The organism is Sphingosinithalassobacter sp. CS137 (assembly GCF_014334115.1).
Classification (GTDB): domain Bacteria; phylum Pseudomonadota; class Alphaproteobacteria; order Sphingomonadales; family Sphingomonadaceae; genus Sphingomonas.
The window spans coordinates 1,788,528-1,811,751 of record NZ_CP060494.1; the positions used below are offsets into that span (position 1 = coordinate 1,788,528).

Consider the following 23,224-nt stretch of genomic DNA (forward strand, 5'->3'; position numbering starts at 1 on the left):
GCTGCAGGTGGCGCAGTGCCGGTATCATTATTGAAGCGACTCATTTGCACCACATTCCGACTCCACACGTATCTATTTGTTGACGTGCGCGGATACGCCCACGCGTGAGGGAAGCATGCTGGCTACCATTGGCTATGAGCGCTCAACGCTCTCCGATTTCATAGCAACTCTACAACTTGCCGGAGTTGAACTCTTGGTCGACGTTAGGGAACGAGCACAGTCTCGGCGCCCGGGCTTTTCAAAGAAGTCTCTAGCGGAAGCACTGAAGTCCGCAGGAATTGAGTATCTGCACCTTCCCCAACTGGGCGACCCCAAGAGCGGCAGAGAGGCCGCCCGTTCCGGAAATATGACGTTGTTTCTGCAAATATTTAACGGCGTAATGAAAGGAACCCGCGCGCAAGAGGCTTTAGGCCAACTTGAGAAGCTCGCCGCAGAGAAGCACATATGCTTGATGTGCTTTGAGCGCGATCAGAGAGAATGCCACAGGAAGATCGTTGCCGAGAACCTTGAGATTCGCTTAGGTGTAAAGGCCACACATTGGGGTGTGGCCTTGGGGGCAGGCAATGGCGGCGCAGATCGACGAGTGCTTCATATTGATCAAGGCGCAGCCGCATCGATCTAGTAAGTACTATGAAACGGTCTGCTGCGCCGGGGTTGGCAGGGATCAAAAGTGGCGCAGGCAGTATCCTGTACCGTTTAGGATTTTATCCGACACGCAGAAGTTCAAGCGCTGGAATTGGATCCGGTATAAGTTCACTAGGTCAAAAGAGGACCCTCGGACAGAAAGCCAGAAGGTCATTCCAGAAAGCCTTGAGCTCATTGGTGAGATCAAAAAGGGGGAGCGAGCGTCGTTCCTCGATCCATTGATCCGCGCCTCTTTCGCAGAAGCGGATGGTAAGAGAGAATCTCTGACTCTAATAAGACCCAAGACGTTTGCCTTAGAGGCAAAAGAAAAGTCCGCTCTGGAAATCATGCGTGAGACAGTAAAGCACGGAGAGCTGGCTAACCAGCTTTCAATGTTTGACTCGACCGCCAGGCCGCTAACTCCTTGTCCGATGCGCTTCATTGCGAAATGGAGAGATCAGGATGGCAAGGAGCGAACTCATGAATGTGATGACTGGGAAACGGCAGCTGCCTTTAGTCGCTTTGAGCGGGCATACGGGCGCGTTGAGGCTCTGAGGTCCCTCCGCGGAAAGTATGAGGACGAGTACATGCGCGCTGGGCTGGCGCTGGGTTTCAGCACGCATAAGCGACGCAACGCCGAATTCGGCACTCAGAACCAGTGGTTGCTTGTTGCGATGATACGGCTCGACGAAATCAAGCAGCCGTCGCTTAGCTTCTGAAGGTGGCGACGGTCGCTTGAGCTTGCGTGCGATAGATGCTCAATCATGCTCCCGCCCGCCAGCACCCATATAGAGTTCGCTGCCGGCTTCCTTGAACACCTTGCTCATCTGCTCCATCCCCGCTTCGGCATCGGCCGGATCGCTCTGGGCTGAGCCCCCTCCACCATGCTGCGCATGGTCCCCAGTGTCAGGTCGCGCATCCCCCCGGGATGCGCTGAGATTGCCGGGGGCAATCTCACCTGACACTCCGTTCCGGGGAGGATTGGCGGCGAGGAAACCCTCGGCGCCCTGATTCTGCTTCGCGGCGAAAGTCCCGAGTTCGAGATCGCGTCCATCCCCCGGATGGCCGCTATTTGCTGCGCGTCCCGCAGCAAATTCTCGAACTTCCTGCGTGATCTTCATCGAGCAGAATTTCGGGCCGCACATCGAGCAGAAATGCGCGGTCTTGGCGCCTTCGGCCGGCAGCGTCTGGTCGTGGTACTGTTCCGCCGTGTCGGGATCGAGCGACAGGTTGAACTGGTCGCGCCAGCGGAATTCGAAGCGGGCGCGGCTTAGCGCGTCGTCGCGCAGCTTGGCGGCGGGGTGGCCCTTGGCGAGATCGGCGGCGTGGGCGGCGAGCTTGTAGGTCACCACGCCCACCTTCACATCGTCGCGGTCGGGCAGGCCGAGATGCTCCTTGGGCGTGACGTAGCAGAGCATCGCCGTGCCGTACCAACCGATCATCGCGGCGCCGATGCCGCTGGTGATATGGTCGTAGCCCGGCGCGATGTCGGTGGTGAGCGGCCCGAGCGTGTAGAAGGGCGCCTCGCCGCATGCCTCCAGCTGCTTGTCCATATTCTCCTTGATCTTGTGCATCGGCACATGGCCGGGGCCCTCAATCATCACCTGAACGTCGTGCTCCCACGCCTTCTTCGTCAGTTCGCCCAGCGTGTAGAGCTCGGCGAACTGCGCCTCGTCATTGGCGTCGGCGATGCTGCCGGGGCGCAGACCGTCGCCCAGCGAGAAGGCGACGTCATAGGCCTTCATCAGCTCGCAGATTTCCTCGAACCGTTCGTAGAGGAAGCTCTCCTTGTGATGCGCGAGGCACCATTTCGCCATGATGCTGCCGCCGCGGCTGACGATGCCGGTGACGCGCTTCGCGGTGAGCGGGACATAGGGCAGGCGGACGCCGGCGTGGATGGTGAAATAATCGACGCCCTGTTCGGCCTGCTCGACCAAAGTGTCGCGGAAGATCTCCCAGGTCAGATCCTCGGCGATGCCGCCGACTTTCTCGAGCGCCTGGTAGATGGGGACAGTGCCGATCGGCACGGGGCTGTTGCGCAGGATCCATTCGCGCGTGTCGTGGATGTTGCGGCCGGTGGAGAGGTCCATCACCGTGTCGGCGCCCCAGCGCGTGGCCCAGACCATCTTGTCGACTTCGCTCGCCACGTCGGAGGCGACGGCGCTGTTGCCGATATTGGCGTTGATCTTGACCAGGAAGTTGCGGCCGATCGCCATCGGCTCGGACTCGGGGTGGTTGATGTTGCTGGGGATGATCGCGCGGCCGCGCGCGACTTCGTCGCGGACGAATTCGGGCGTGACATGATCGGGGATCGCGGCGCCGAAGCTCTCGCCGTCGCGGGTGGCGGCGGCGTGCATCGCGTCGCGGCCCAGATTCTCGCGGATCGCGACATATTCCATCTCGGGCGTGACGATGCCGCGACGGGCATAGTGCATCTGGCTGACGTTCATCCCCGGTTTCGCGCGCAGCACCGTCTTGCGCACGTTCGGGAACGGCTGGACCCCGCCCGAGCGATCGGGGCCGAGCTGGCCATTGTCCTCCGGCCGCACCTCGCGCTGGTCGACTTCCTCGACGTCGCCGCGACCGCGAATCCAGTCGCGCCGCAGCTCGGGCAGGCCGGCCATGATGTCGATCCGCGCGTTCGAGTCGGTATAGGGGCCCGAGGGATCATAGACGCGCAGCGGCGGCTCGCCCGACGAAGGCTCGAGATCGATCTCGCGCATCGCGACCTTCAGCGGACCGACGTGCACCTTGCGGCTGCCGCGGATCGCGCCGGTGGTGACCTTGAGCTCGGGGAATGCGGGGTTGTCGGCCATCGTATCGCTCCTCATGCGGAGGGACACGGATTTCGCGAGGCGAACGCCGCTCCCTCCCTACGCCGGTGTCAACCGGATCAGGTTCTGCGGGTCGCAGGCTCGTGCCTGCCTCTCAACCGCCGTTGCAGCGGTCCCCCGGGGATAGCGCCTGTGTAACAGCTTCGCGGCGACGGCGACAGGGCACGAATTCGCTTTCCACAGTGGAAAGTTTTGACTTGCCAAAGTGGAAAGACCCGCGCTATGACTTTCCATATTGGAAAACGAGGAGCCAAGCCATGAGTCCCGAGGAAGCCCGCGCCGCACTTGCCCAGGTGCAGCAGACCGACCAGCGAATGGCCACCCGCATGCGCTGGCCGTTCCGCCGCCATGCGATGTTCGGCCTGTGCGAGGCGCTGATCGTCGGCGGGATCGGCACGGGCCATCCGGTCGGAATCGCCGCAATGGGCGCGGGATGCGCCCTCACCGCAGTGCTGATCCTCGACGACAAGAAGCGCCACGGCATGTTCGTTTCCGGGCTGCAAGGACGGCGGACCTGGCCGGCGCTGGCGATCGCGGTGATCCTGGTGCTCGCGGGGGTTATCGGCGCGCTGGCGCTGCGCGACGCGGAAGGCGTCGATCCGCGCGTGCTGGCGATCGCGGCGGTCGTCTGGGCCGGCTGCACCGCCGCGAGCCTGTGGTGGGAGCGGCTGTACCGGGCCGAGCTGGCCTCGGGAGCAGCCCGGTGAGCCGCGCCCCGCAGGTCGATCCGGCGCTGCACGCGCCTGCGCGGCTGCAGATCGCGGCGATGCTCGCACGCGCCGACGAAGTCGAGTTCGCGACGCTGCGCGAGGTACTGGAGGTGAGCGACAGCGTGCTGTCCAAGCATCTCTCGGCGCTGAGCGAGGCGGGCTATGTCACGCTCAAGAAGGCGAAGATGGACGGGCGCCAGCGCACCTGGGCGGCCTTCACCCGCGCGGGGCGCAAGGCGTTCGCGAGCCATATGGCGGCGCTCCAGGCGCTGATCGCGGCCGCCGAGGGCGCGACGGCGCCGGAGAGTCAGAAGGAGTAGGCGAGGCCGATTGCGCCCATCCACTGGTCACGCGACCCCGTGCGCGTGACCGGACTGTCGGCGAAATCGTTGACCAGGCGGCGATACATGCCGCCCGCGACGAGCTGGAGCCCGCCGGTGAGATCGCCGGTGAGCGAGACGGCAGTGCCCGCGCCGATGCCCCAGTTCTTCCACCCGCCATCGGCATCATAGGCGGGCAGGCCGCTGGCCGCCGCATCGGCGGGGGTGACGCTGAAATAGGCATCGGCATAGCCGTTTTCGGCGCGCTCGGCCGAGGCGAACACCGCGACCGCTGCCTTGCGGCTTAGCGGAGTCATGTAGCTGACCGATGGCGAGAGAATGCCGCTTTCGTGCGCGCCGTTGACGTCGTAGCGATAGCTGAGCGTGACCGAAAGCCGGTCATAGTCGCTGGTGACAACGCCGACGCGCGCGACGCCGACATAGCCGCCGAGTTCGATGCCGGTATTGCGCTCCGGAAGCGCCGCAACGCGCGGGTCGTCGATCGAATCCGCGCTGGTGCGATTGAAATCGAGCACGAGCGAGGGTCCGGCCTGAATGTCCCAGCCGGGGCCGCCGCTGTCGCGGACCAGATCGACGCTCAGCCGATTGCCGATGAACTGGAAGGCAAATCCCGAGACGCGGCCGATCGCACCCGGCGCGGGCGTGATCGACGTGTCGCCCGAGCCTTCATATTGCGGAAGCACCACGCCGGCGGCTCCGGCCATGACGAAATCGCCACCGGCATCGGCGCTGCGATCCTGCGCCAGAACGGGCGTGGCGAACAAGGTCGCGACGAGAAAGGCGGCACGGCGAAGCGCTGGGGGCACGAAGTCACTCCTGCGAAGAATGTTGCGGGTGCGAAACGCGGTTCGGGGCAATAGGGTCCGCGCGGGGATGCGGCTCAGAGAAGATAGCGCAGCCGCACCCGCTGAGTCGCGCCCTCGGCCGGCAGCGAGAAGCGTGCGGCGGCGAAACGCGGCGGGCCGAAACCAACCGCCGGGTTCTGCGAGAAGCCGAAGCCCTCACGCGGGATGCCGGCAAAGGTATCGAGCCGCGCATTGCCGTTCTCGTCGTGGATCACGGCAAGCGCATAGGCGCCGGGAGCGAGCCGCTCGAGCCGGAGGCTGGCCACCGTCGCCGGAACCGTGCGCGTGATCGCGACGGCATCGTCGTGACAATCGGGAAAACTCGCCGGATCGCGGGTCAGGCAGAGGCGCAACACGCCGCGTTCCGAGCGCAGCGCAGCAAACTCGATCTCAAGGCTTGCCGACGGCTCTTCCAGCGGCGCCATCGCGGGCAGCAGCGCGGCGGCGAGCAGCAGCGCGATCGCGCGCGAAGTCGCCCGTCCCCCTATCGGTGCCGCAAAGCCGATCCCAGAAGCGGAAGTAGAGCCCATAGTTGCACCCATATTGCTCGTGATGGCGCTGATGATGGCTCGCCGTGATCAGCCAGGCCCCCACTGGCCCCCGCCACATGAACCGGGGGAAAATCTCCCACCCCATGTGATTGGTCACACCCATAACCGTCATGATCGCCAGCACCAGCCCCAGCGCGCCGACATGGATCGGAATCACGAACACCAGCAGCGGAATCACCACCGCCCCCGTGAGCGCCTCGATCGGATGGAAGCTCATTGCCGCCCAGGCGGTGGGCGGACGGCTGGCGTGGTGCACGGCATGGGCGATGCGGAACCACTTCGGCCGATGCATCCAGCGGTGGGTCCAGTAGAACCAGCTGTCGTGCGCGAAGAGATAGAGCAGCACTGACAGCGGCAGATACCAGAGCGGCCAGGCGGAGACATCGGTGTAGATCCGCGTCCAGCCGTGATTCTGCCATCCCCAGGCGACGACCCCGGCGGGGATCCCGTAGATCGCCGCGCTCGCCAGCGACCAGCCGATCTCGCGGCGCACCTGCGCGTCGAGCCCGGCGTAGAGACCCGGATGCCGCAGCCGCGTGGCCAGCGCGAAGCCTCCGCTGGCGATCAGATAGCGCACGCCGACGATCAGCGTCATCGCGAGCGCGGACAGGAGGATGGCGAGAGCGACCGTCATTGTCGCGCTACCCTACACCGGCCGCGACCGGCTGGAAACGCCGGCGGGCCCATGCGGCGGAACTACGGCCCCGCCCGCTCGGCAGCCGCAGCGAGTTCGCGGAACCAGCGCAGCTTTTCCTCGAACCGCAGCCGGGCGAGACCGCTGGGCGACGGAAGCACGACGTCGCGCGCGGGCGGAAAGAGGCTGGCGCGCTGAAGCCCCCAATCGGCGCGGGCGCGCCCGGCGGCGGCGAGATAGACGCCCTTGCCCGTATAGCCGATCGCGCGAGGGCGGCAGCGCGCGACGATCTCCGCCAGCCGGGGCACGCCCGCGCGCAGCTCGGCGCGACCGAGCTCGGCGGCGGTGGCAGTGGCGCGCGCGACGAGGTTGGTCGAGCCGATGCCGTGATCCAGCAGCGCGCGGCATTCGTCGGGGCGCAGCAGCCGCGGCGTCAGGCCGCTCGCGTGGAGCAGCCGCCAGAACTGATTGCCGCGCCCGGCATAGTGGTGGCCGGTATCGCCCGAGCGGATGCCCGGATTGAAGCCGACGATCAGCACATCGAGATCGGACGCGAGGATGTCTTCCATTCAATCGGCGTAAATCATCTTGCGGGTCATGCCGCCGTCGACGACGAACTGCTGTCCGGTGATGAAACCCGCGCCCTCGCTTGCGAGAAACGCCACCGTGGCGGCGATGTCCTGCGGCGTGCCCACCCGGCCGACCGGATGCTGCTCGCAGTCGATCGGACGATGCTCGACCGACTGGCGCTCGCCTGCCTTCTGCCAGTCGCGAGTTTCGATCCAGCCGGGAAGGATCGCGTTGACGCGGATGTCGGGACCGAGGCTGATCGCGAGCGCGTGGGTGAGCGCACACAGCCCGCCCTTGGCGGCGGCATAGGCTTCGGTCTGCGGCTCCGACTGGAGCGCGCGCGTCGATGCCATGAACACGATCGAGCCCTTCGCGGCCCGCAGCAGCGGGACGCAGGCGCGCGTCATCAGAAAGCCGCCGGTGAGGTGGCTGTCCTGCCACTTCCGCCAGGTTTCGAGGGCGAGATCCTCGATCGGACCGGTATAGGGATCGGCGATGCCGGCGTTGCTGACGAGCAGATCGAGCCGGTCGCCGGCGAAGCCGCGCCAGGCGGCGACCGCATCGGCGACGGCGCTTTCGTCGCCGACGTCGACGGTGCGTGCGAAGAGCGGCGCCTGGGGGAGACGCTCGCGCATCTCGGCGACCGCTTCGCCATCGGCGTCGAAGATGCCGACGCGCCATCCCTGATCGAGCAGATGCTGGACGGTCCCGCGGCCGATCCCCTGTGCGCCGCCCGTTACGATTGCCGATTTCATCACCGTTCCTCCTCGCCTGCGCTGCCAACGAAAATGCGGAACTTTGGTTCGGCGCGGCCGGTTCGATCGGCGGGAGGCATGGGTGGCACTTTTCTTCACCAGCGACACGCATTTCGGCGATCACCGCACGCTCAACATCCACAAGCGGCCGTTCGGCAGCGTGGCCGAAATGGATGCGGCGATCCTTGCCAACTGGAACGCGGCGATCGCGCCGGACGACATCGTGTGGCACCTCGGCGATTTCTGCCGAAAGGCAAGCGAGGCAGCGGCGCTGCTCGCGCGGCTGAACGGCCGCAAGCATCTGGTGCGCGGCAACAACGATCCCGACGAAGTGGCGCAGGCGCAGGGATGGGAGAGCGTGCAGGACTATCGCGAGCTGACCGTGCGCGACCGGCTGCTGGTGCTGTGTCACTATCCTTTCCGGAGCTGGAACGGCCAGCACAAGGGCGCGATAAATCTGCACGGCCACAGCCACGGCCGGCTGAAGCCGATGCCGCGGCAGATCGACGTCGGAGTGGATGCCCGCGACTATCGCCCGGCGCCGCTGGAGACGCTGCTCGCCTGAAGGCGCGCGCCGGGGCTTTCCCAGCCGCACGCGATTCGCTAACCGCCGGACATGCCATCCACCCTCTCCTGCGACGTCGCGATCGTTGGCGGCGGACTCGCGGGCGGATTGCTGGCGCTGGCGCTCAGGAAGAAGCGCCCCGATTGCGACGTGCGACTGGTCGAGGCGTCGGGCCGGATCGGCGGCAATCACATCTGGTCGTTCTTCGCCGACGATGTCTCGGCGCAGGACCGCTGGCTGGTGGCGCCGCTCGTCAGCTACGGCTGGACCGGCTATGACGTCGCCTTTCCCGCGCATGGCCGGCGGCTCAAGACGCCCTATTACTCGATCGAATCCGAACGGCTCGACCAGCTGGTGCGCGAGACGCTGCCCGAGGGCGCGCTGATGCTGAAGCGCAAGGTGCTGGGCGCGAGCGCGAAGGCAGTGGTGCTGGCCGATGGCGACCGGATCGAGGCCGGCGGCGTGATCGACTGCCGCGGCGCGGCCGACCTGTCGCAGCTCGAACTCGGCTGGCAGAAATTCCTGGGGCGCGAATTCCGGCTCGACGAGCCGCACGATCTGAAACGGCCGATCGTGATGGACGCCACCGTCGAACAGATCGACGGCTATCGCTTCGTCTATACGCTGCCCTTTGCGGCGACGCGGGTGTTCGTCGAGGACACCTATTACAGCGACCGCCCCGAGATCGATGCCGATGCGTTGCGCGGGCGGATCGACGCCTATGTCGCCGCGCGCGGCTGGCAGGTCGAGCGCGTCGCGCGCGAGGAGGGTGGGGCGCTGCCCGTCGCCATGGGCGGCGATTTCGAGGAATATTGGCGATCGGGCGGCAACCGAGTCGCCAAGGCGGGAATTCGCGCGGGGCTGTTTCATCCGATGACCGGCTATTCGCTGCCCGACGCGGTGCGAACCGCCGTACTGGTGGCGAATGCGCCCGATCTGTCGGGCGCGGCGCTGCACGAGCTGCTCCATGGCCATGCGCGCAAGACGTGGAAGAAGCGGCGTTTCTACCGGATGCTCGCGGCGATGCTGTTTCGCGCCGCCGAGCCGGGCGAGCGCTATCGCATCCTCGAACGATTCTATCGGCTGGACGCGGGGCTGATCGCGCGCTTCTATGCCGGCCATTCGACGGCGACCGACCGGCTGCGCGTGCTGAGCGGCAAGCCGCCGGTGCCGATCGGCAAGGCGGTCGCCGCGATCCGGGAGAAGCGTACGTGAAGCAGGCAGCAGTGATCGGGGCCGGATTCGGCGGCCTCGCGCTGGCGATCCGTCTCCAGTCGGCGGGCGTCGACACCACCATTCTCGAGGCGCGGGACAAACCGGGCGGGCGCGCCTATTTCTGGGAGAAGGACGGCTTTACCTTCGACGCGGGCCCGACGGTCATCACGGCGCCCGAGGCGCTGGCCGAGCTGTGGCAGATCAGCGGTCACGACATCGCCGAGGACGTGAAGCTGGTTCCGGTATCCCCCTTCTACCGGCTCGACTGGCCCGACGGGACGCGGTTCGACTATTCGAACGACGATGCGCAGCTGCGCGCCGAGATCGCGCGGCTCGACCCCGAGGATGTCGACGGGTACCGCCGCTTCCTCGCCTATTCCGAGGCCGTGTATCGCGAAGGCTATGTGAAGCTCGGCCATGTCGCCTTCCTCGATTTCGCGTCGATGGTGAAGGCGGCCCCGGCGCTGGCGCAGCACCAGGCGTGGCGATCGGTCTATTCGATGGTGTCGCGCTTCGTGAAGAACGAGAAGCTGCGCCAGGCGCTGTCGTTCCACACGCTGCTGGTGGGCGGCGACCCGATGAAGACCAGCGCGATCTATGCGCTGATCCACAAGCTCGAGCGCGACGGCGGCGTATGGTTCGCGATGGGGGGCACCAACCGGCTGGTCGCGGCGATGGTGACTCACTTCGAGCGGCTGGGCGGGACGCTGCGGCTCGGCGATCCGGTAGCGGCGATCGACACGCTGGGCGACCGAGTGACAGGCGTTCGCACGCAATCCGGCTTCGAGCTCAAGGTCGATGCGCTGGCGAGCAACGCCGATGTGGTGCACAGCTATCGCCACTTGCTCAAGGAATCGCGCAGCGCGCGGCGGACCGCGTCGCGGCTCGAGCGCAAGCGCTTCTCGCCCTCGCTGTTCGTGGTGCATTTCGGCGTGGAGGGCGCCTGCCCCGACGTGCCGCACCACAGCATCCTGTTCGGCCCGCGCTACAAGGGGCTGCTTGCCGACATCTACGACCACGGCGTGCTGAGCGAGGATTTCTCGCTCTACCTCCACCACCCGACCGCGACCGACCCGTCGATGGCGCCGCCCGATCACGCGACCTTCTATGCGCTGGCGCCGGTGCCGCATCTGGGGAAATTTCCCGCCGACTGGTCCGAGATCGGACCGATGCTGGAGGAGCGCATCCTGGCCGAAGTAGAGAAGCGCATGGTGCCGAAGCTGCGCGAACGGATCGTCACGCGCTTCCACTATGCGCCGCCCGATTTCACGCACGATCTCAACGCCCATCTCGGCTCGGCGTTCAGCCTGGAGCCGATCCTGACGCAGAGCGCCTGGTTCCGCGTCCACAATCGCGACGACCGGATCGGCAACCTCTATTTCGTCGGCGCAGGCACGCATCCCGGCGCGGGCATTCCCGGCGTGGTGGGAAGCGCCAAGGCGACTGCGGCGCTGATGCTGGAAGGCGCCTGATGCGCCGCGTGGCGGTGTATTGCGGATCGGCGACGCCCGCCGATCCGGTCTATCTGGAAGCGGCGCGATCGGTGGGGCGGGGCCTTGCCGAGCGCGGGATCGGCGTGGTCTATGGCGGCGGGCGGCTGGGGCTGATGGGCGCGGTCGCCGATGCGGCGCTGGAAGCCGGCGGCGAGGTGATCGGCGTGATCCCGCAGGCGCTGGTCGACGCCGAAGTGGCGCACCGCGGGCTCACCGCGCTCGAAACCGTTCAGACGATGCACGAGCGCAAGGCGCGGTTCACCGAACTGGCGGACGGTTTCATCAATCTGCCCGGCGGCACCGGCACGATGGACGAGCTGTTCGAGGCGCTGAGCTGGGCGCAGCTCGGCTATCATGGCGATCCGATCGGGCTGCTCAATGTCGCCGGCTATTACGACAAGCTGGTCGAATTCTGGGACCATATGGGCGTCACGGGCTTCGTGCGGCCGCAGCACCGGGGGCTGCTGATCGTCGAAGCCGAACTGCAGCCGTTGCTCGATCGGATGGCCGGTTTCGAGCCGGCGGTTCCGATCATCCGGATGACGCGCGAGCAATTGTGAGCGCCCAGCCGTCCCGCGCCGCGATCGTCGCCACCGCACAGGAATCGATCGCGCGCGGTTCGAAGAGCTTTGCCGCCGCGTCGCGGCTGTTCGACCGCGCAACGCGCGAGCGCGCCTGGCTGCTCTATGCCTGGTGCCGCCGCTGCGACGATCTGGCCGACGGGCAGGAGCATGGCCATGGCGCGGTTCCGGTGCGCAATCCGCAGGAGCGGCTGGCGCTGATCCGCGGGGCGACGGCGACCGCATTGGCGGGCGAGCAGGTCGGTGATCCGGCGTTCGACGCGCTGCGGATCGTCGCGCGCGAAACGCGCCTGCCGCACGGCTTCGCCAATGATCTGGTCGAAGGGTTCGCGCTCGACGCCGACGACTGGCGACCGCGCAGCGAGGCCGATCTGATGCGCTATTGCTATCATGTCGCCGGCGCGGTCGGATGCATGATGGCAGTGATCATGGGCGTCGATCCCGCCGACGACGAGACGCTCGACCGCGCCTGCGACCTGGGCCTCGCCTTTCAGCTCGCCAACATCGCGCGCGACATCGAGGCCGACGACCGCATCGGCCGATGCTATCTGCCGATGGAGTGGCTCGCCGAGATGGACATTCCGCCCGGACAGCACATGAAGCCGCCCTTCCGAAGCCGCCTGACGGTGCTCGCACGACGGTTGGCCGAGCGGGCGCAGGCCTATGAGGCGAGCGCGCGACGCGGCACGCCCGCGCTGCCGCTGCGATCGGCCTGGGCGGTGCTGGCGGCGGCCGGCATCTACGGCGACATCGCCCGCGAAGTCGCCGCGCGCGGCGAGCACGCGTGGGATCACCGGGTCCACACCGGGCGCCTCGCGAAGCTGGGCTGGATCGCAAAGGCGCGCTGGCAGGCGGCGACCCGCGCGCGGCGCTATCCGCCGGCGCCGCGCGATTCCGAGCTCTGGACGCGGCCGCGCCACGCCCGATAGGATCGGCCGGAGTGAGAGTGGGACAGGAAGATCCCATCGCGCCGCATGCGGCCGAGGCGATCAGCTGCCGCGCTGGATACCCGAGAGGTCGAGCTTGACCATGCGGATGTTGCGCTGCTGGCAGGCGGCGTTGATTTCGGGATAGGGAACGTCGGTGTTGCGCATCAGCGCGGCGCGCAGTTCGCGCTGGCAGGCGCTGGCGCTCTCATACCGCGCTGGCTCGATCCGCTGCTCGCGGCAATCGAAACTGCCGTCGCCGCAGCCCAAGATCGCAATGACGTAGAACACCGGGCTCATTCCCTTCTCCTCCTTGAAGATATTAACGAAGGGAGGGGAGTGCCGTTCCCGACGGGGTGCTGAATCATTGCAGGATCGCTGCTGCGGCCCCAGATTTGCGGGCATGCCTCCGATCGACTCCACTTCCGCGGCCGAGCGGCCGATGCTCGGCACGCTGCGGCGTTTCCTGCCCTATCTCTGGCCCAAGGGAGCGCCGGGGCTGCGCGCGCGGATCGTGGTCGCGCTGGCGCTGGTCGTCGTTTCCAAGCTGATCCAGGTATTCGCCGTCCCCTTCGCGTTGCAGGGCGCGGTCGACACCATGGCCGAGGGTTCGCGCGAGGCGGTGTGGCTGGTGGTGGCGCTGGTCGGCGGCTATGCGGCCGCGCGCGCGGGCACCGTGCTGTTCGACAATCTGCGCAACGCGGTGTTCGAGCGCGTGGGCCAGGACGCCACGCGGCGGCTGGCGTCCGACGTGTTCCGCCACCTCCACCAGCTGTCGCTGCGCTTCCACCTCGAGCGGCGCACCGGCGCGGTCACCAAGGTGGTCGAGCGCGGCACCAAGAGCGTCGATTCGATGCTCTATTTCCTGATCTTCAACATCGCGCCGACGATCCTCGAACTGGCGCTGGTGACGATCATCTTCTGGACGCGCTTCGGCTTCTGGCTGGTCGCGGGCACGCTGACGATGGTGGTCGTCTATATCGGCTTCACGCGCATCGTGACCGACTGGCGCTCCAAGCTGCGCGAGAAGATGAACGACCTCGACACCGGCGCGGTGGCGCATGCGGTCGATTCGCTGCTCAACTTCGAGACGGTGAAATATTTCAACGCCGAGCGGCGCGAGGCCGAGCGCTACGACCGGGCGATCCACGATTATGCCAAGGCAGCCACCGTGAGCGAGAATTCGCTCGCCTGGCTGAACGTAGGCCAGAGCCTGATCACCAACACCATGCTGGGCGCGGGCATGGCGCTGGTGGTGTTCGGATGGTCGACGGGACGGTTCAGCCCCGGCGACGTGATCCTCGTCTCGACGCTGCTCAGCCAGTTGTTCCGGCCGCTCGACATGCTCGGCTGGGTGTATCGCACGATCCGCCAGGGCGTGATCGACATGGCCGCGATGTTCGACCTGATCGACGCTCCGACCGAAGTGCGCGATGCCGAAGGCGCGCCGCAGCTCGACGTGCGCGCAGGGCACGTCCGGCTCGAGAACCTGCGCTTCGGCTATGATCCCGACCGGGAGATACTGAAGGGCATCGACCTCGACGTGCCGCCTGGATCGACGCTGGCGGTGGTCGGGCCTTCGGGCGCGGGCAAGTCGACGCTCGCGCGGCTGCTGTTCCGCTTCTACGACGCGACCGGCGGGCGGATCACGATCGACGGACAGGATATCCGCGCCGTGACGCAGCAGAGCCTGCGCGCGGCGATCGGCATCGTCCCGCAGGACACGGTGCTGTTCAACGACACGATCGGCTACAATATCGCCTATGGCCGCGACGGCGCGACTTCGGATCAGGTCGCCGCGGCGGCGCGGGGGGCGGCGATCGCCGGCTTTATCGAGGCGCTTCCCGACAAATATGAGACGCGGGTCGGCGAGCGCGGGCTCAAGCTTTCGGGCGGCGAGAAGCAACGCGTCGCGATCGCGCGCACGCTGCTGAAGGATCCGCCGATCCTGATCCTGGACGAAGCGACCAGCGCGCTCGACAGCCGCACCGAGGCGGAGATCCAGAGCACGCTCGAGGCGATCGAGCGCGGCCGGACGACCATCGTCATCGCGCACCGGCTTTCGACCGTGGTACATGCCGATCAGATCGTGGTGCTCGAAGCCGGGCGCGTGGCCGAGCGCGGCACCCATGCCGAGCTGCTGCGGCAGCACGGCCTCTATGCCGAAATGTGGGCGCGCCAGCAGGCCGAGCGCGACGCCGAAGAGGACGAAGCAACGATCGCAGCCGAATAGGAGAGAGTGATGAACCGAACGGGAAAGATGCTGACCGGACTGGGCGCCGCGGGGCTGCTGGGCGGCGGACTGGCGCTCTGGTCCAGCCTGTCCGCACGCGGCGCCGAAGCAGCGGTACCGCCGGACGGGGAGTTTCTCGAAGTGGAGGGCGCGCGAATCCACTATGTCGATCGCGGTGAAGGCCCGCCGGTGGTGATGATCCACGGGCTGCTCGGCCAGATGCGCAACTTCAACTATGGCGTGGCCGATGCGCTGGCGCAGGATCATCGCGTGCTGCTGGTCGATCGGCCCGGCTGGGGCCATTCGCAGCTGACGCAAGCCGAGCGGCCGGGGATCGCCGAACAGGCAACGATGCTCGCCGATTTCCTGCGCGCCAAGCGCGTGGGACCGGCGCTGATCGTCGGTCATTCGCTGGGCGGCGCGGTGGCGCTGGCGCTGGCGCTCGACCATCCCGATCTGGTGCGCGGGCTGGCGCTGATCGCTCCGCTGACGCAGCCGATGCCAGCCCCGCCGCCGCAGTTCGTGGCGCTGATGACTCCGCCGCTGATCCGCACTCTGGTCGCCTGGACGCTCGCAGTGCCCGGCGGCCAGATCAACGGGCCCGCGGCGGCGCGGGCGGTGTTCGCTCCCGATGCCGTGCCCGAGGATTTCCAGACGCGCGGCGGGGGTGCGCTTTCGATCCGGCCGTCGAGCTACGAAGCCGGATCGTTCGAAGTGACTCACGCCGCGGCGGAAATGGCGGCGCTGGCGGAGCGCTATGGCGCGCTGCGGCTGCCGGTCGGCATTCTGTTCGGCCGCGACGACGCGGTGCTGGCGCCCGAGGACCATGGCGCGAAGGCTGCGCAGGCGATCGTCGGCGCCGACCTGAAGCTCGTGGCGGGCGGGCACATGCTGCCCGTCACCTGGCCCGAGGCAACCGAGCAATGGATCCGGGACCGCGCGGCGATCGGCTGAGCGCATCGCGCCCGCGACCCGAGGCGACGGCGCTGCGATCGATCACTGCTGTTCGGAGAGGCGCCCAAAGAGGTGCACTCCTCAACCGGCGGCGGCGGGCTCGGTCGTCCAGCCGAGCCGCGGGATGGTGATCGAGCGCCTGCCGCCCAGATCGGTGCGCGTGACGAACAGTTCGCGGCTTTCGATATAGGCAATGAGGCGGCGCACCCGGCCGGGCGAGCTGGTTCCGTAGCTTGCGGCGAGTTCGGCATCGCTGGGGCAGGGCGCGCCTTCGCGCGCCGCGCGGGCGACGAGCAGGAAGGGGCCGAGCATGTCGTCGGGCAGCGCTTGCGCCGCCTCCATCGCCGACCGCCAGCCCGCGTCCTCCAGATCGAGGATGCCGGCGCGCGCCGCCGAAAGCCGCCGGACGAAGCCGGAGAGGTCGAGCGGCGGGCGCGGCACGCCGGCCATGCGGCAGCGGACCTGGAAATCCTGATAGAGCACTGCGGGCGAGCGCAGCGTGGCATCGGGATCGTCGACGATGGCGCGCAGCACGTCGACGATCACTGCCTCCAGCGCTTCGGGCTCGATCTCGGGCGCGGCTTCGGCGGGCGCCGGCACGCTGCGCGCGAGGCTTTCCATGAGCCGGTCCGACGCCATCGGCGGTGGTGGCGGCGGTGGCGGCGGCGGTGGCGGCGCCTCGACCGCGGCGAGCAGCAGATCCTTGATGTCCTCGGCCGGTGCGTCGGGCAGCGGCATCAGCTTGGGGCTGGCGCTGCGCGCGCTGGTCTCGACCGGCCCGATCGTGACCGAGATCGGCCGTCGCGCGACCGCAGGCCCAAGCGCGAGAAAGGTGCCGCGCGCGAGATCGCGGATCGCCTCGGCCTGGCGGCGCTCCATGCCGAGCAGATCGGCGGCGCGCGCCATGTCGATATCCAGGAAGGTGCGGCCCATGAGGAAATTCGATGCCTCGGCCGCGACATTCTTGGCGAGCTTGGCAAGCCGCTGGGTGGCGATCACTCCGGCGAGCCCGCGCTTGCGGCCGCGGCACATCAGGTTGGTCATCGCCGAAAGCGAGGCGCGGCGCACTTCCTCGGCGACTTCGCCGCCGCCCGAAGGCGCGAACAGCTGCGCCTCGTCGACCACCACGAGCGCGGGATACCAGTGATCGCGGGGGGCATCGAACAGGCCGTTGAGGAAGGCGGCGGCGCAGCGCATCTGCCCCTCGGCCTCGAGCCCCTCCAGACTGAGCACCACGCTGGCGCGATGTTCGCGGATACGCGCAGCGAACTGCACCATCTCGCGCTCCGAATAATCGGCCGCCTCGATCGCGACATGGCCGTATTTGTCGCCCAGCGTGACGAAATCGCCCTCGGGATCGATCACCACCTGCTGGACCTGGCCGGCGCTCTTTTCCAGCAGCCGCCGCAACAGGTGCGACTTGCCCGAACCCGAATTGCCCTGAACCAGAAGCCGCGTCGCCAGCAGCTCCTCCAGGTCCATCGAAACCGGCTTGCCGCTCGCGTCCGCACCCATTTCCACGCGAACCGTCATGGCCGCCGTTTGGACGATCCGGGGGGGCAGGAGCAAGCGCGGACTTGCCCGCGGGCCTCCGGCCATGGAAAGAGCGTCGCCATGCGCGACCCCCGCGAGATCCTCCGCGAGACCTTCGGCTTCAGTGGCTTCCGCGGAGTGCAGGAGCGCGTGGTCGATCGCGTCCTTGCGGGAAAGCGCACGCTGGCGGTGATGCCGACCGGCGCGGGCAAGTCGCTCACCTATCAGCTGCCGGCAGTGGCGATGCCGGGCACCTGCCTCGTCGTCTCGCCGCTGATCGCACTGATGCACGACCAGCTGCGCGCCGCCGAGGCCGTCGGCATCCGTGCCGCGACGCTGACCAGCGTCGACGAGAATCGCGAGGAAACGGTCGCGCGGTTTCGCGCCGGGCAGCTCGACCTGCTCTATGTCGCGCCCGAGCGGGCTTCGGGCGAGGGGTTCCGCAACCTGCTGCGCACCGCGCCGCTCAGCCTTTTCGCGATCGACGAGGCGCATTGCGTTTCGGAATGGGGGCACGACTTCCGGCCCGACTATCGGCTGCTGCGACCGATGCTCGACGCCTTTCCCGACGTGCCGCGGCTGGCGCTCACCGCGACGGCGGACGCACACACCCGGGCGGACATCCTCGAGCAGCTCGGGATTCCCCAGGACGGCCTGATCGTCGCCGGATTCGACCGGCCGAACATCCGCTATCTCATCTCGCCGCGCGAGCAGGCGACTCGCCAGATCGAGGACGTGCTGCGCGCCGAGCCCGGGCCGGGGATCGTCTATGCGCCCACCCGCGCGGCGGTCGAGCGGCTGGCCGAGAAGCTGGGCAGCGGCGGGCGACCCGTGCTCCCCTATCACGCCGGGCTCGATCCCGAGGTGCGGCGCCGCAACCAGGCCGCCTTCGTCGCATCGGAAGAAATGGTGGTGGTCGCCACCATCGCCTTCGGCATGGGGATCGACAAGCCCGACGTCCGGTTCGTGGTCCATGCCGGCCTGCCGAAATCGATCGAGGCCTATTATCAGGAAACCGGCCGCGCCGGCCGCGACGGCGATCCGGCGGTGGCGCATCTGTTCTGGGGGGCGGACGATTTCGCGCGGGCGCGGCAGCGGGTGGCCGAAGTCGACGCGCGGCGGCAATCGGGCGAGCGCACGCGACTCAACGCGCTGGGTGCGCTCGTCGAGACCGCCGAATGCCGCCGGGCGATCCTGCTGCGCCATTTCGGCGAGGACCCGCCCGCGAACTGCGGCAACTGCGACAATTGCCTCGCCCCGCCCAAGGCCGTCGATGCGACGGTGGTGGCGCAGAAATATCTTTCCGCGGTGTTCCGCACCGGCATGTTGTTCGGTGCGGGCTATGTCGAGAGCGTGCTCGCCGGCCAGTCGAGCGAGCGGAGCATGACCAACGGCCATGAGAAGCTTTCGGTGTGGGGCATCCTGGAACCCGAGGAAGCGCCGCTGGTGAAGCCGGTCGCGCGTGCGCTGCTGGTGCGCGACGCGCTGCGCGCCAACGCCCATGGCGGGCTCGAGTTCGGGCCCGGCGCACGGCCGCTGCTGAAAGGCGAGGCAACGCTGTCGCTGGTCGTGCCGCCAAAGCGCGAGCGGCGCCGGCGCGGCGCGGCGACGGCGGGCGGCGCCAATCCGGTCGGCAATCCGCTGTTCGAAGCGCTGCGCAGCAAGCGGCGCGAGATCGCGCAGGAAACCGGCCTTCCGCCCTATGTGATCTTCCACGATTCGGTGCTGCGCGACATGGCGCTCTCGCGGCCCGGCTCGCTTTCCGAGCTGGGCGCGATTTCGGGCGTTGGAACCCGAAAGCTGGAAGCCTATGGTGACGCCTTTCTACAGGTGATCCGGGAGGCGGCATGATGCGTTCGGCAGTGGTTCTGATCGCGGTGGCGCTTGCCGCGTGCTCGCCGATGGCGGGGCCGGGTACGGCCCCGACCGCCGATCTTCCCGATGCGATCCATCTCACCGTCAAGAGCTGGGGCGTGAACCTGCACGACTGGCGGATCGCGGCCGACGGGACCGGCACCTACACCTATGCCGACACGACGGGCGAGACGAGCTTCATGCAGGCGGACCAGGTGACAAAGCGCGTGTCGATCACGCCCGCCGGCTATGCACGGATCGCCGCGGCGCTCGAGCCGGCGGCGCCCTATGTCCGGGGCGAACCGCTCGCGTGCGCGCACCGGATCACGGACATGCCGTACGGCACGGTGACGTTCGAGGACGACGGCAGCGAGTCCAGCTTCGACTATAACATCGGCTGCCAGTCCGAGGCCGCGGCACAGGTCTATGACGCGATCGCCGCCGCGCGCGACGAAGTGGCCGCGATGACGGCTTCGATGCCGGAAGCATCCCGAGCCCCGTCTAACCGATAGCGCGAGGTCGGGCGCGGCCTGCTCGCGGTTGACGCAGCGACGCGAAAGATCGACTCGCTGAAAGGTCCAGCAAGAACCGAAAGAACGCCTGCCATGTACCAGCCCCGCAAGGTCGACGAGAACATCACCGTTGCGCCGCAGATCGCGCCCGACGATCTGGCGGCGATCGCCGAAGAGGGCTTCCGAGTCGTCGTGAACAACCGCCCCGACGGTGAGGAGGGCGCGCAGCCGAACAGCGGCGATATCCGTGCCGCGGCGGAGCAGGCGGGGCTGCGCTACGAATTCATTCCGGTCACGCACGCCGGATTTTCGGGCAATCAGGTCGAGGCGATGGCCGAAGTACTGCGGCGGGCGGAAGGCCCGGTGCTCGCCTTTTGCCGCTCGGGCACGCGATCGGCGCATCTCTGGGCGCTCGCCGCGGCGAGCGAGGGCGGCGACCCCGCGGTGCTCACCACCCGGGCGGCGGCGGCGGGATACGACATCTCGGCGATCCGGCCGCTGCTCGACACGCTTTCCGGCCAGCCGTGAACTGGGCGCTGCTCGGCGGATCGCTCGCCGCGGTGCTGGCGCTCGCCGGCATCGCGCGAGCGCTGCGGCTGGGCGGGGCGAGGCTGGAGAGCGAGGCCGAAGCGATTGCCGCAGCCGAGGAGATCGTGAGCGATTTCGAAGGCCGCGAGGCGCGCCTGGCCGCCGACGGATCGGGCGCGGTGGTGTTTGGCAACGGCAGCGAGCTGGTGGCGCTGCGGCGGCACGGCGCGCGGTTCTTCGCCCGGCGCTTCGCCCGGCCGCTCGCCGCGGAGGCTTCGGGGACCACCGTGGTGATCGAGAGCGGCGAGCGGCTGGCGGGGCCGTTCCGCTTGACGCTTGAAACCGAGGACGAAGCGCGCTTACTTACAGCCATGTTAGGAAGCGCGCCTTGAACCTGCCCGACCCGGTCGATCTCGCGGTTCCCGCGTTCGTCCTGCTGGTGCTGGCGGAAATGGTGTTCGCCTGGGCGAAGGATCGGCGGCGCTATTGCCCGCGAGATACGCTGACGTCGCTCGGGCTCGGGCTCGGCAGCACGGTAGCGGGCGTTCTAGCCGGCGGGTTCGTGCTGGCTTCGGCGCTGTGGGTGCACCAGTTCGCGCTCTTCGACATCGGCTATGCCTGGTACTGGTTCGTCATTGCCTTCGTCCTCGACGACCTCGCCTATTATGTCTTCCACCGCTCGGCACATCGGGTGCGCTGGTTCTGGGCGAGCCATGTCATCCACCACAGCTCGCAGCACTATAATCTCTCGACTGCGCTGCGGCAGACCTGGACGGGCTTTTTCAGCCTGACCTTCCTGTTCCGGCTGCCGCTGTTCCTGATCGGCTTTCCCCCGGCGATGGTCTTCTTCGTCGCGGGGCTGAACCTGATCTACCAGTTCTGGATCCACACCGAAGCGATCGGGCGGATGCCGCGGTGGTTCGAGGCAGTGATGAACACGCCTTCGCACCACCGCGTCCACCACGCGACCAACCCGCGCTATCTGGACAAGAATTACGCGGGCGTCTTCATCGTGTGGGACAAGCTGTTCGGCACCTATGAGGCCGAGCGCGACGACGACCGGCCGCGCTACGGCATCGTCAAGGATCTCGGCAGTTTCAACATCCTGTGGGCGGCGACGCACGAATGGGTGGGGATCGCCACGGACGTGTGGCGCGCGCCGAACTGGAAGGCGCGCATCAACTATATGATCGCGCCGCCGGGCTGGAGCCATGACGGCAGCCGCGACACTTCGGAGACCATCAAGGCAAATTGGGAAGCGCGCGAAGCGCGCCGGGGAGAGGGAATCGCGTGGAAGAAGCCGACATCGTCGTCATCGGCGGAGGATCGGGCGGGAGCGCCGCCGCAGGCCGCCTGAGCGAAAACGGACGCCGCACCGTCGCAGTGCTTGAAGCCGGCGGGCGCAATAGCGGCTGGAAGACGATCATGCCGGGCATGATGCCGTTCCAGAGCCCGTCCACCAACTGGCAGTTCGAGACCGTGCCGCAGCCGGGACTGAACGGACGGCGCGGCTATCAGCCGCGCGGCCGGGGCCTGGGCGGATCGAGCGCGATCAACGCGATGCTCTATGTCCGCGGGCACCGCTGGGACTATGACAATTGGGCGGCGCTGGGCTGCGACGGGTGGAGCTATGACGAAGTGCTCCCCTGGTTCAAACGCTGCGAGCACAATGTGCGCGGCGAAAGCGACTATCACGGCGGCGACGGCCCGCTGTGGGTGAGCGACCAGGATTATGCGCATCCGGGCAGCGAAGCCTTCATCCGCGCGGGCGAGGCGCTGCAGATCCCGCGCAACGACGATTTCAACGGCGCGCGGCAGGAAGGCATCGGCCTCTATCAGGTGACTCAGAAGAACGGCGAGCGCTGGACCGCGGCGCGCGCCTATCTTGGCGAGGCGAAGCGGCGCGAGAATCTCAACATCCTCACCGACGCGATGGTCGAGCGGGTGCTGTTCGAGAACGGCCGCGCCTGGGGCGTCGCCTATGTGCGCGACGGCCAGCCGCGCACGATCCGCGCGCGCGAGGCCGTGGTGCTGGCGGCGGGCGTGTTCCAGACGCCGCAGCTGCTGATGCTTTCCGGCATCGGGCCGGGCGATCACCTGCGCGATCATGGCATCGGCGTATTACGCGACAGCGCGAATGTGGGCGGCAATCTGCAGGACCACGTCGATTATGTCGCGAGCTTCGAGACCAAGGGAAGCCTGTTCCTGGGCAGTTCGCTTCCGGGCGCGATCAAGATGCTGGGCGGGTTGCTGCGCTGGGCGGCGACGCGCAAGGGGCCGATGACCACGCCCTATGCCGAAGCGGGCGCGTTCCTGCGTACCGATCCGAGCGCGCCGGCGCCCGACGTGCAGCTCCACCTGCTGATCGCGATCGTCGAGGATCATGGGCGCACCAAAGTGGCCGGGCACGGATTTAGCTGCCACGCCTGCGTCCTGAGGCCCGAGAGCCGCGGGACGGTGCGGCTGGCGTCGATCGATCCGCAGGCGGCGCCGCTGATCGATCCCGGCTTCCTCTCCGACGCGCGCGATCTCGAGACGCTGAAGCGCGGGGTACGGGCGATGTACCGCATCCTCGAGACCGCGCCGATGTCCGACTATCGCGGCATGGACCGGTATCCGATCGACTTCGCCGACGACGCCGCGCTCGAACGGCTGATCCGCGCGCGCGCCGACACGGTCTATCACCCGGTCGGCACGGCCCGGATGGGATCGGATGAAGGCGCGGTGTGCGATCCACGACTGAAGGTGCGCGGAGTCGACGGGCTCTACCTCGCCGACGCGTCGATCATGCCGCGGCTGGTGAGCGGCAATACCAACGCGCCGAGCATCATGATCGGCGAGCGCGCGGCCGACTTCATCGCGGCGGACCTCGGCTGAGGATCGGCGCGCCCGCCGCGCGGGTTCGTGCCGGGCAACCTCCGGACGCAAAAAAAGGGCCGGCGCTTTCGCACCGGCCCAGTTGTCCG

Annotated in this window: 25 protein-coding genes and 1 riboswitch; of the genes, 17 read left to right on the plus strand and 8 right to left on the minus strand. The window is 67.7% G+C overall.

What is annotated here, in order from left to right; genetic code table 11:
• The first annotated feature begins 115 nt into the window (after positions 1 to 115).
• A complete protein-coding gene (locus H7V21_RS08785) occupies positions 116 to 622 on the plus strand; it encodes a DUF488 family protein (RefSeq protein ID WP_188053147.1) in 507 nt (168 codons plus the stop codon).
• Positions 564 to 1,343: a hypothetical protein gene (locus tag H7V21_RS08790; RefSeq protein WP_188053148.1), complete on the plus strand. Its 780-nt coding sequence runs from the start codon at positions 564 to 566 to the stop codon at positions 1,341 to 1,343. The genes H7V21_RS08785 and H7V21_RS08790 overlap by 59 nt, the downstream gene beginning before the upstream one ends.
• 39 nt (positions 1,344 to 1,382) lie before the next feature.
• On the opposite strand, the gene thiC is transcribed toward H7V21_RS08790, so the two are convergent.
• Entirely contained in the window at positions 1,383 to 3,440 is a 2,058-nt protein-coding gene (thiC, locus tag H7V21_RS08795; protein WP_188053149.1) for a phosphomethylpyrimidine synthase ThiC, read from the minus strand.
• Positions 3,441 to 3,477: 37 nt separating this feature from the next.
• Positions 3,478 to 3,588: riboswitch (TPP riboswitch) on the minus strand.
• Positions 3,589 to 3,715: 127 nt separating this feature from the next.
• On the opposite strand from thiC, the gene H7V21_RS15855 reads away from it, so the two are divergent.
• Positions 3,716 to 4,165 carry a hypothetical protein gene (locus tag H7V21_RS15855; RefSeq protein WP_188053150.1) on the plus strand — a complete coding sequence of 150 codons (450 nt, stop codon included), beginning with the start codon at positions 3,716 to 3,718 and terminating at the stop codon, positions 4,163 to 4,165.
• Entirely contained in the window at positions 4,162 to 4,488 is a 327-nt protein-coding gene (locus tag H7V21_RS15860; protein WP_188053151.1) for a transcriptional regulator, read from the plus strand. The genes H7V21_RS15855 and H7V21_RS15860 overlap by 4 nt, the downstream gene beginning before the upstream one ends.
• Here the strand turns inward: H7V21_RS15860 and H7V21_RS08810 are convergent.
• The 5 genes from H7V21_RS08810 to H7V21_RS08830 all read right to left on the minus strand — a co-directional run bounded on the left by H7V21_RS08810 (position 4,476) and on the right by H7V21_RS08830 (position 7,864).
• Complete coding sequence (locus H7V21_RS08810) at positions 4,476 to 5,315, minus strand: MipA/OmpV family protein (protein WP_262503786.1); 840 nt, start codon at positions 5,313 to 5,315, stop codon at positions 4,476 to 4,478. The genes H7V21_RS15860 and H7V21_RS08810 overlap by 13 nt on opposite strands.
• A 74-nt stretch (positions 5,316 to 5,389) precedes the next feature.
• Entirely contained in the window at positions 5,390 to 5,779 is a 390-nt protein-coding gene (locus H7V21_RS08815; RefSeq protein ID WP_188053152.1) for a DUF2141 domain-containing protein, read from the minus strand.
• On the minus strand, positions 5,745 to 6,539 hold the full coding sequence (locus H7V21_RS08820; protein WP_188053153.1) for a sterol desaturase family protein: 795 nt from the start codon (positions 6,537 to 6,539) through the stop codon (positions 5,745 to 5,747). The genes H7V21_RS08815 and H7V21_RS08820 overlap by 35 nt, the downstream gene beginning before the upstream one ends.
• 62 nt (positions 6,540 to 6,601) lie before the next feature.
• On the minus strand, positions 6,602 to 7,108 hold the full coding sequence (locus tag H7V21_RS08825) for a mismatch-specific DNA-glycosylase (protein WP_188053154.1): 507 nt from the start codon (positions 7,106 to 7,108) through the stop codon (positions 6,602 to 6,604).
• Positions 7,109 to 7,864: an SDR family oxidoreductase gene (locus tag H7V21_RS08830; RefSeq protein WP_188053155.1), complete on the minus strand. Its 756-nt coding sequence runs from the start codon at positions 7,862 to 7,864 to the stop codon at positions 7,109 to 7,111.
• 82 nt (positions 7,865 to 7,946) lie between these two features.
• Between H7V21_RS08830 and H7V21_RS08835 the strand changes: the two genes are divergently transcribed.
• From H7V21_RS08835 to H7V21_RS08855, 5 genes are read left to right on the plus strand one after another with little or no spacing between them, the layout of a single operon-like run.
• Complete coding sequence (locus H7V21_RS08835; RefSeq protein WP_188053156.1) at positions 7,947 to 8,429, plus strand: metallophosphoesterase family protein; 483 nt, start codon at positions 7,947 to 7,949, stop codon at positions 8,427 to 8,429.
• Between the two features lie 51 nt (positions 8,430 to 8,480).
• Positions 8,481 to 9,644: a lycopene beta-cyclase CrtY gene (crtY, locus tag H7V21_RS08840; RefSeq protein ID WP_188053157.1), complete on the plus strand. Its 1,164-nt coding sequence runs from the start codon at positions 8,481 to 8,483 to the stop codon at positions 9,642 to 9,644.
• Positions 9,641 to 11,116: a phytoene desaturase gene (locus H7V21_RS08845; protein WP_188053158.1), complete on the plus strand. Its 1,476-nt coding sequence runs from the start codon at positions 9,641 to 9,643 to the stop codon at positions 11,114 to 11,116. Before crtY ends, H7V21_RS08845 begins: the two co-directional genes overlap by 4 nt.
• A complete protein-coding gene (locus H7V21_RS08850; protein WP_188053159.1) occupies positions 11,116 to 11,697 on the plus strand; it encodes a TIGR00730 family Rossman fold protein in 582 nt (193 codons plus the stop codon). Before H7V21_RS08845 ends, H7V21_RS08850 begins: the two co-directional genes overlap by 1 nt.
• Positions 11,691 to 12,647, plus strand: coding sequence for a phytoene/squalene synthase family protein (locus H7V21_RS08855; protein WP_188056445.1), 957 nt, complete (start codon positions 11,691 to 11,693; stop codon positions 12,645 to 12,647). The genes H7V21_RS08850 and H7V21_RS08855 overlap by 7 nt, the downstream gene beginning before the upstream one ends.
• Positions 12,648 to 12,707: 60 nt before the next feature.
• On the opposite strand, the gene H7V21_RS08860 is transcribed toward H7V21_RS08855, so the two are convergent.
• Positions 12,708 to 12,944, minus strand: coding sequence for a hypothetical protein (locus H7V21_RS08860; RefSeq protein ID WP_188053160.1), 237 nt, complete (start codon positions 12,942 to 12,944; stop codon positions 12,708 to 12,710).
• Positions 12,945 to 13,047: 103 nt separating this feature from the next.
• On the opposite strand from H7V21_RS08860, the gene H7V21_RS08865 reads away from it, so the two are divergent.
• Both H7V21_RS08865 and H7V21_RS08870 read left to right on the plus strand, forming a co-directional pair.
• Positions 13,048 to 14,877, plus strand: a complete 1,830-nt coding sequence (locus tag H7V21_RS08865) for an ABCB family ABC transporter ATP-binding protein/permease (RefSeq protein WP_188053161.1) — start codon at positions 13,048 to 13,050, stop codon at positions 14,875 to 14,877.
• Between the two features lie 9 nt (positions 14,878 to 14,886).
• On the plus strand, positions 14,887 to 15,831 hold the full coding sequence (locus H7V21_RS08870) for an alpha/beta fold hydrolase (protein WP_262503787.1): 945 nt from the start codon (positions 14,887 to 14,889) through the stop codon (positions 15,829 to 15,831).
• Between the two features lie 81 nt (positions 15,832 to 15,912).
• Here H7V21_RS08870 and H7V21_RS08875 read toward each other — a convergent pair whose 3' ends face one another.
• The gene (locus tag H7V21_RS08875) at positions 15,913 to 17,364 is read right to left on the minus strand and encodes an ATP-binding protein (RefSeq protein ID WP_188053162.1); all 1,452 of its coding nucleotides are present in this window, start codon (positions 17,362 to 17,364) and stop codon (positions 15,913 to 15,915) included.
• 81 nt (positions 17,365 to 17,445) lie between these two features.
• Here H7V21_RS08875 and recQ point away from each other — a divergent pair, with 81 nt between their 5' ends.
• The 6 genes from recQ to H7V21_RS08905 all read left to right on the plus strand — a co-directional run bounded on the left by recQ (position 17,446) and on the right by H7V21_RS08905 (position 23,135).
• Positions 17,446 to 19,215 carry a DNA helicase RecQ gene (recQ, locus tag H7V21_RS08880; protein ID WP_188053163.1) on the plus strand — a complete coding sequence of 590 codons (1,770 nt, stop codon included), beginning with the start codon at positions 17,446 to 17,448 and terminating at the stop codon, positions 19,213 to 19,215.
• A complete protein-coding gene (locus H7V21_RS08885) occupies positions 19,212 to 19,730 on the plus strand; it encodes a hypothetical protein (RefSeq protein ID WP_188053164.1) in 519 nt (172 codons plus the stop codon). The genes recQ and H7V21_RS08885 overlap by 4 nt, the downstream gene beginning before the upstream one ends.
• A 93-nt stretch (positions 19,731 to 19,823) precedes the next feature.
• Complete coding sequence (locus H7V21_RS08890) at positions 19,824 to 20,258, plus strand: TIGR01244 family sulfur transferase (protein ID WP_188053165.1); 435 nt, start codon at positions 19,824 to 19,826, stop codon at positions 20,256 to 20,258.
• A complete protein-coding gene (locus H7V21_RS08895) occupies positions 20,255 to 20,650 on the plus strand; it encodes a hypothetical protein (protein ID WP_188053166.1) in 396 nt (131 codons plus the stop codon). The genes H7V21_RS08890 and H7V21_RS08895 overlap by 4 nt, the downstream gene beginning before the upstream one ends.
• On the plus strand, positions 20,647 to 21,615 hold the full coding sequence (locus H7V21_RS08900; RefSeq protein WP_262503788.1) for a sterol desaturase family protein: 969 nt from the start codon (positions 20,647 to 20,649) through the stop codon (positions 21,613 to 21,615). The genes H7V21_RS08895 and H7V21_RS08900 overlap by 4 nt, the downstream gene beginning before the upstream one ends.
• Complete coding sequence (locus H7V21_RS08905; protein WP_188053167.1) at positions 21,549 to 23,135, plus strand: GMC family oxidoreductase; 1,587 nt, start codon at positions 21,549 to 21,551, stop codon at positions 23,133 to 23,135. The genes H7V21_RS08900 and H7V21_RS08905 overlap by 67 nt, the downstream gene beginning before the upstream one ends.
• Positions 23,136 to 23,224 lie beyond the last annotated feature (89 nt).

What these genes read in the sequence shown, in the direction of transcription:
- H7V21_RS08820 (WP_188053153.1), bottom strand. Translation starts at nt 6,539, where the DNA reads ATGACGGTCGCTCTCGCCATCCTCCTGTCCGCGCTCGCGATGACGCTG.
- H7V21_RS08885 (WP_188053164.1), top strand. Translation starts at nt 19,212, where the DNA reads ATGATGCGTTCGGCAGTGGTTCTGATCGCGGTGGCGCTTGCCGCGTGC.
- H7V21_RS08825 (WP_188053154.1), bottom strand. Translation starts at nt 7,108, where the DNA reads ATGGAAGACATCCTCGCGTCCGATCTCGATGTGCTGATCGTCGGCTTC.
- H7V21_RS08850 (WP_188053159.1), top strand. Translation starts at nt 11,116, where the DNA reads ATGCGCCGCGTGGCGGTGTATTGCGGATCGGCGACGCCCGCCGATCCG.
- H7V21_RS08890 (WP_188053165.1), top strand. Translation starts at nt 19,824, where the DNA reads ATGTACCAGCCCCGCAAGGTCGACGAGAACATCACCGTTGCGCCGCAG.
- crtY (WP_188053157.1), top strand. Translation starts at nt 8,481, where the DNA reads ATGCCATCCACCCTCTCCTGCGACGTCGCGATCGTTGGCGGCGGACTC.
- H7V21_RS08865 (WP_188053161.1), top strand. Translation starts at nt 13,048, where the DNA reads ATGCCTCCGATCGACTCCACTTCCGCGGCCGAGCGGCCGATGCTCGGC.
- H7V21_RS08785 (WP_188053147.1), top strand. Translation starts at nt 116, where the DNA reads ATGCTGGCTACCATTGGCTATGAGCGCTCAACGCTCTCCGATTTCATA.
- H7V21_RS08815 (WP_188053152.1), bottom strand. Translation starts at nt 5,779, where the DNA reads ATGGCGCCGCTGGAAGAGCCGTCGGCAAGCCTTGAGATCGAGTTTGCT.
- thiC (WP_188053149.1), bottom strand. Translation starts at nt 3,440, where the DNA reads ATGGCCGACAACCCCGCATTCCCCGAGCTCAAGGTCACCACCGGCGCG.
- H7V21_RS08830 (WP_188053155.1), bottom strand. Translation starts at nt 7,864, where the DNA reads ATGAAATCGGCAATCGTAACGGGCGGCGCACAGGGGATCGGCCGCGGG.
- recQ (WP_188053163.1), top strand. Translation starts at nt 17,446, where the DNA reads ATGCGCGACCCCCGCGAGATCCTCCGCGAGACCTTCGGCTTCAGTGGC.
- H7V21_RS08860 (WP_188053160.1), bottom strand. Translation starts at nt 12,944, where the DNA reads ATGAGCCCGGTGTTCTACGTCATTGCGATCTTGGGCTGCGGCGACGGC.
- H7V21_RS08875 (WP_188053162.1), bottom strand. Translation starts at nt 17,364, where the DNA reads ATGACGGTTCGCGTGGAAATGGGTGCGGACGCGAGCGGCAAGCCGGTT.
- H7V21_RS15855 (WP_188053150.1), top strand. Translation starts at nt 3,716, where the DNA reads ATGAGTCCCGAGGAAGCCCGCGCCGCACTTGCCCAGGTGCAGCAGACC.
- H7V21_RS08870 (WP_262503787.1), top strand. Translation starts at nt 14,887, where the DNA reads ATGAACCGAACGGGAAAGATGCTGACCGGACTGGGCGCCGCGGGGCTG.
- H7V21_RS08790 (WP_188053148.1), top strand. Translation starts at nt 564, where the DNA reads ATGGCGGCGCAGATCGACGAGTGCTTCATATTGATCAAGGCGCAGCCG.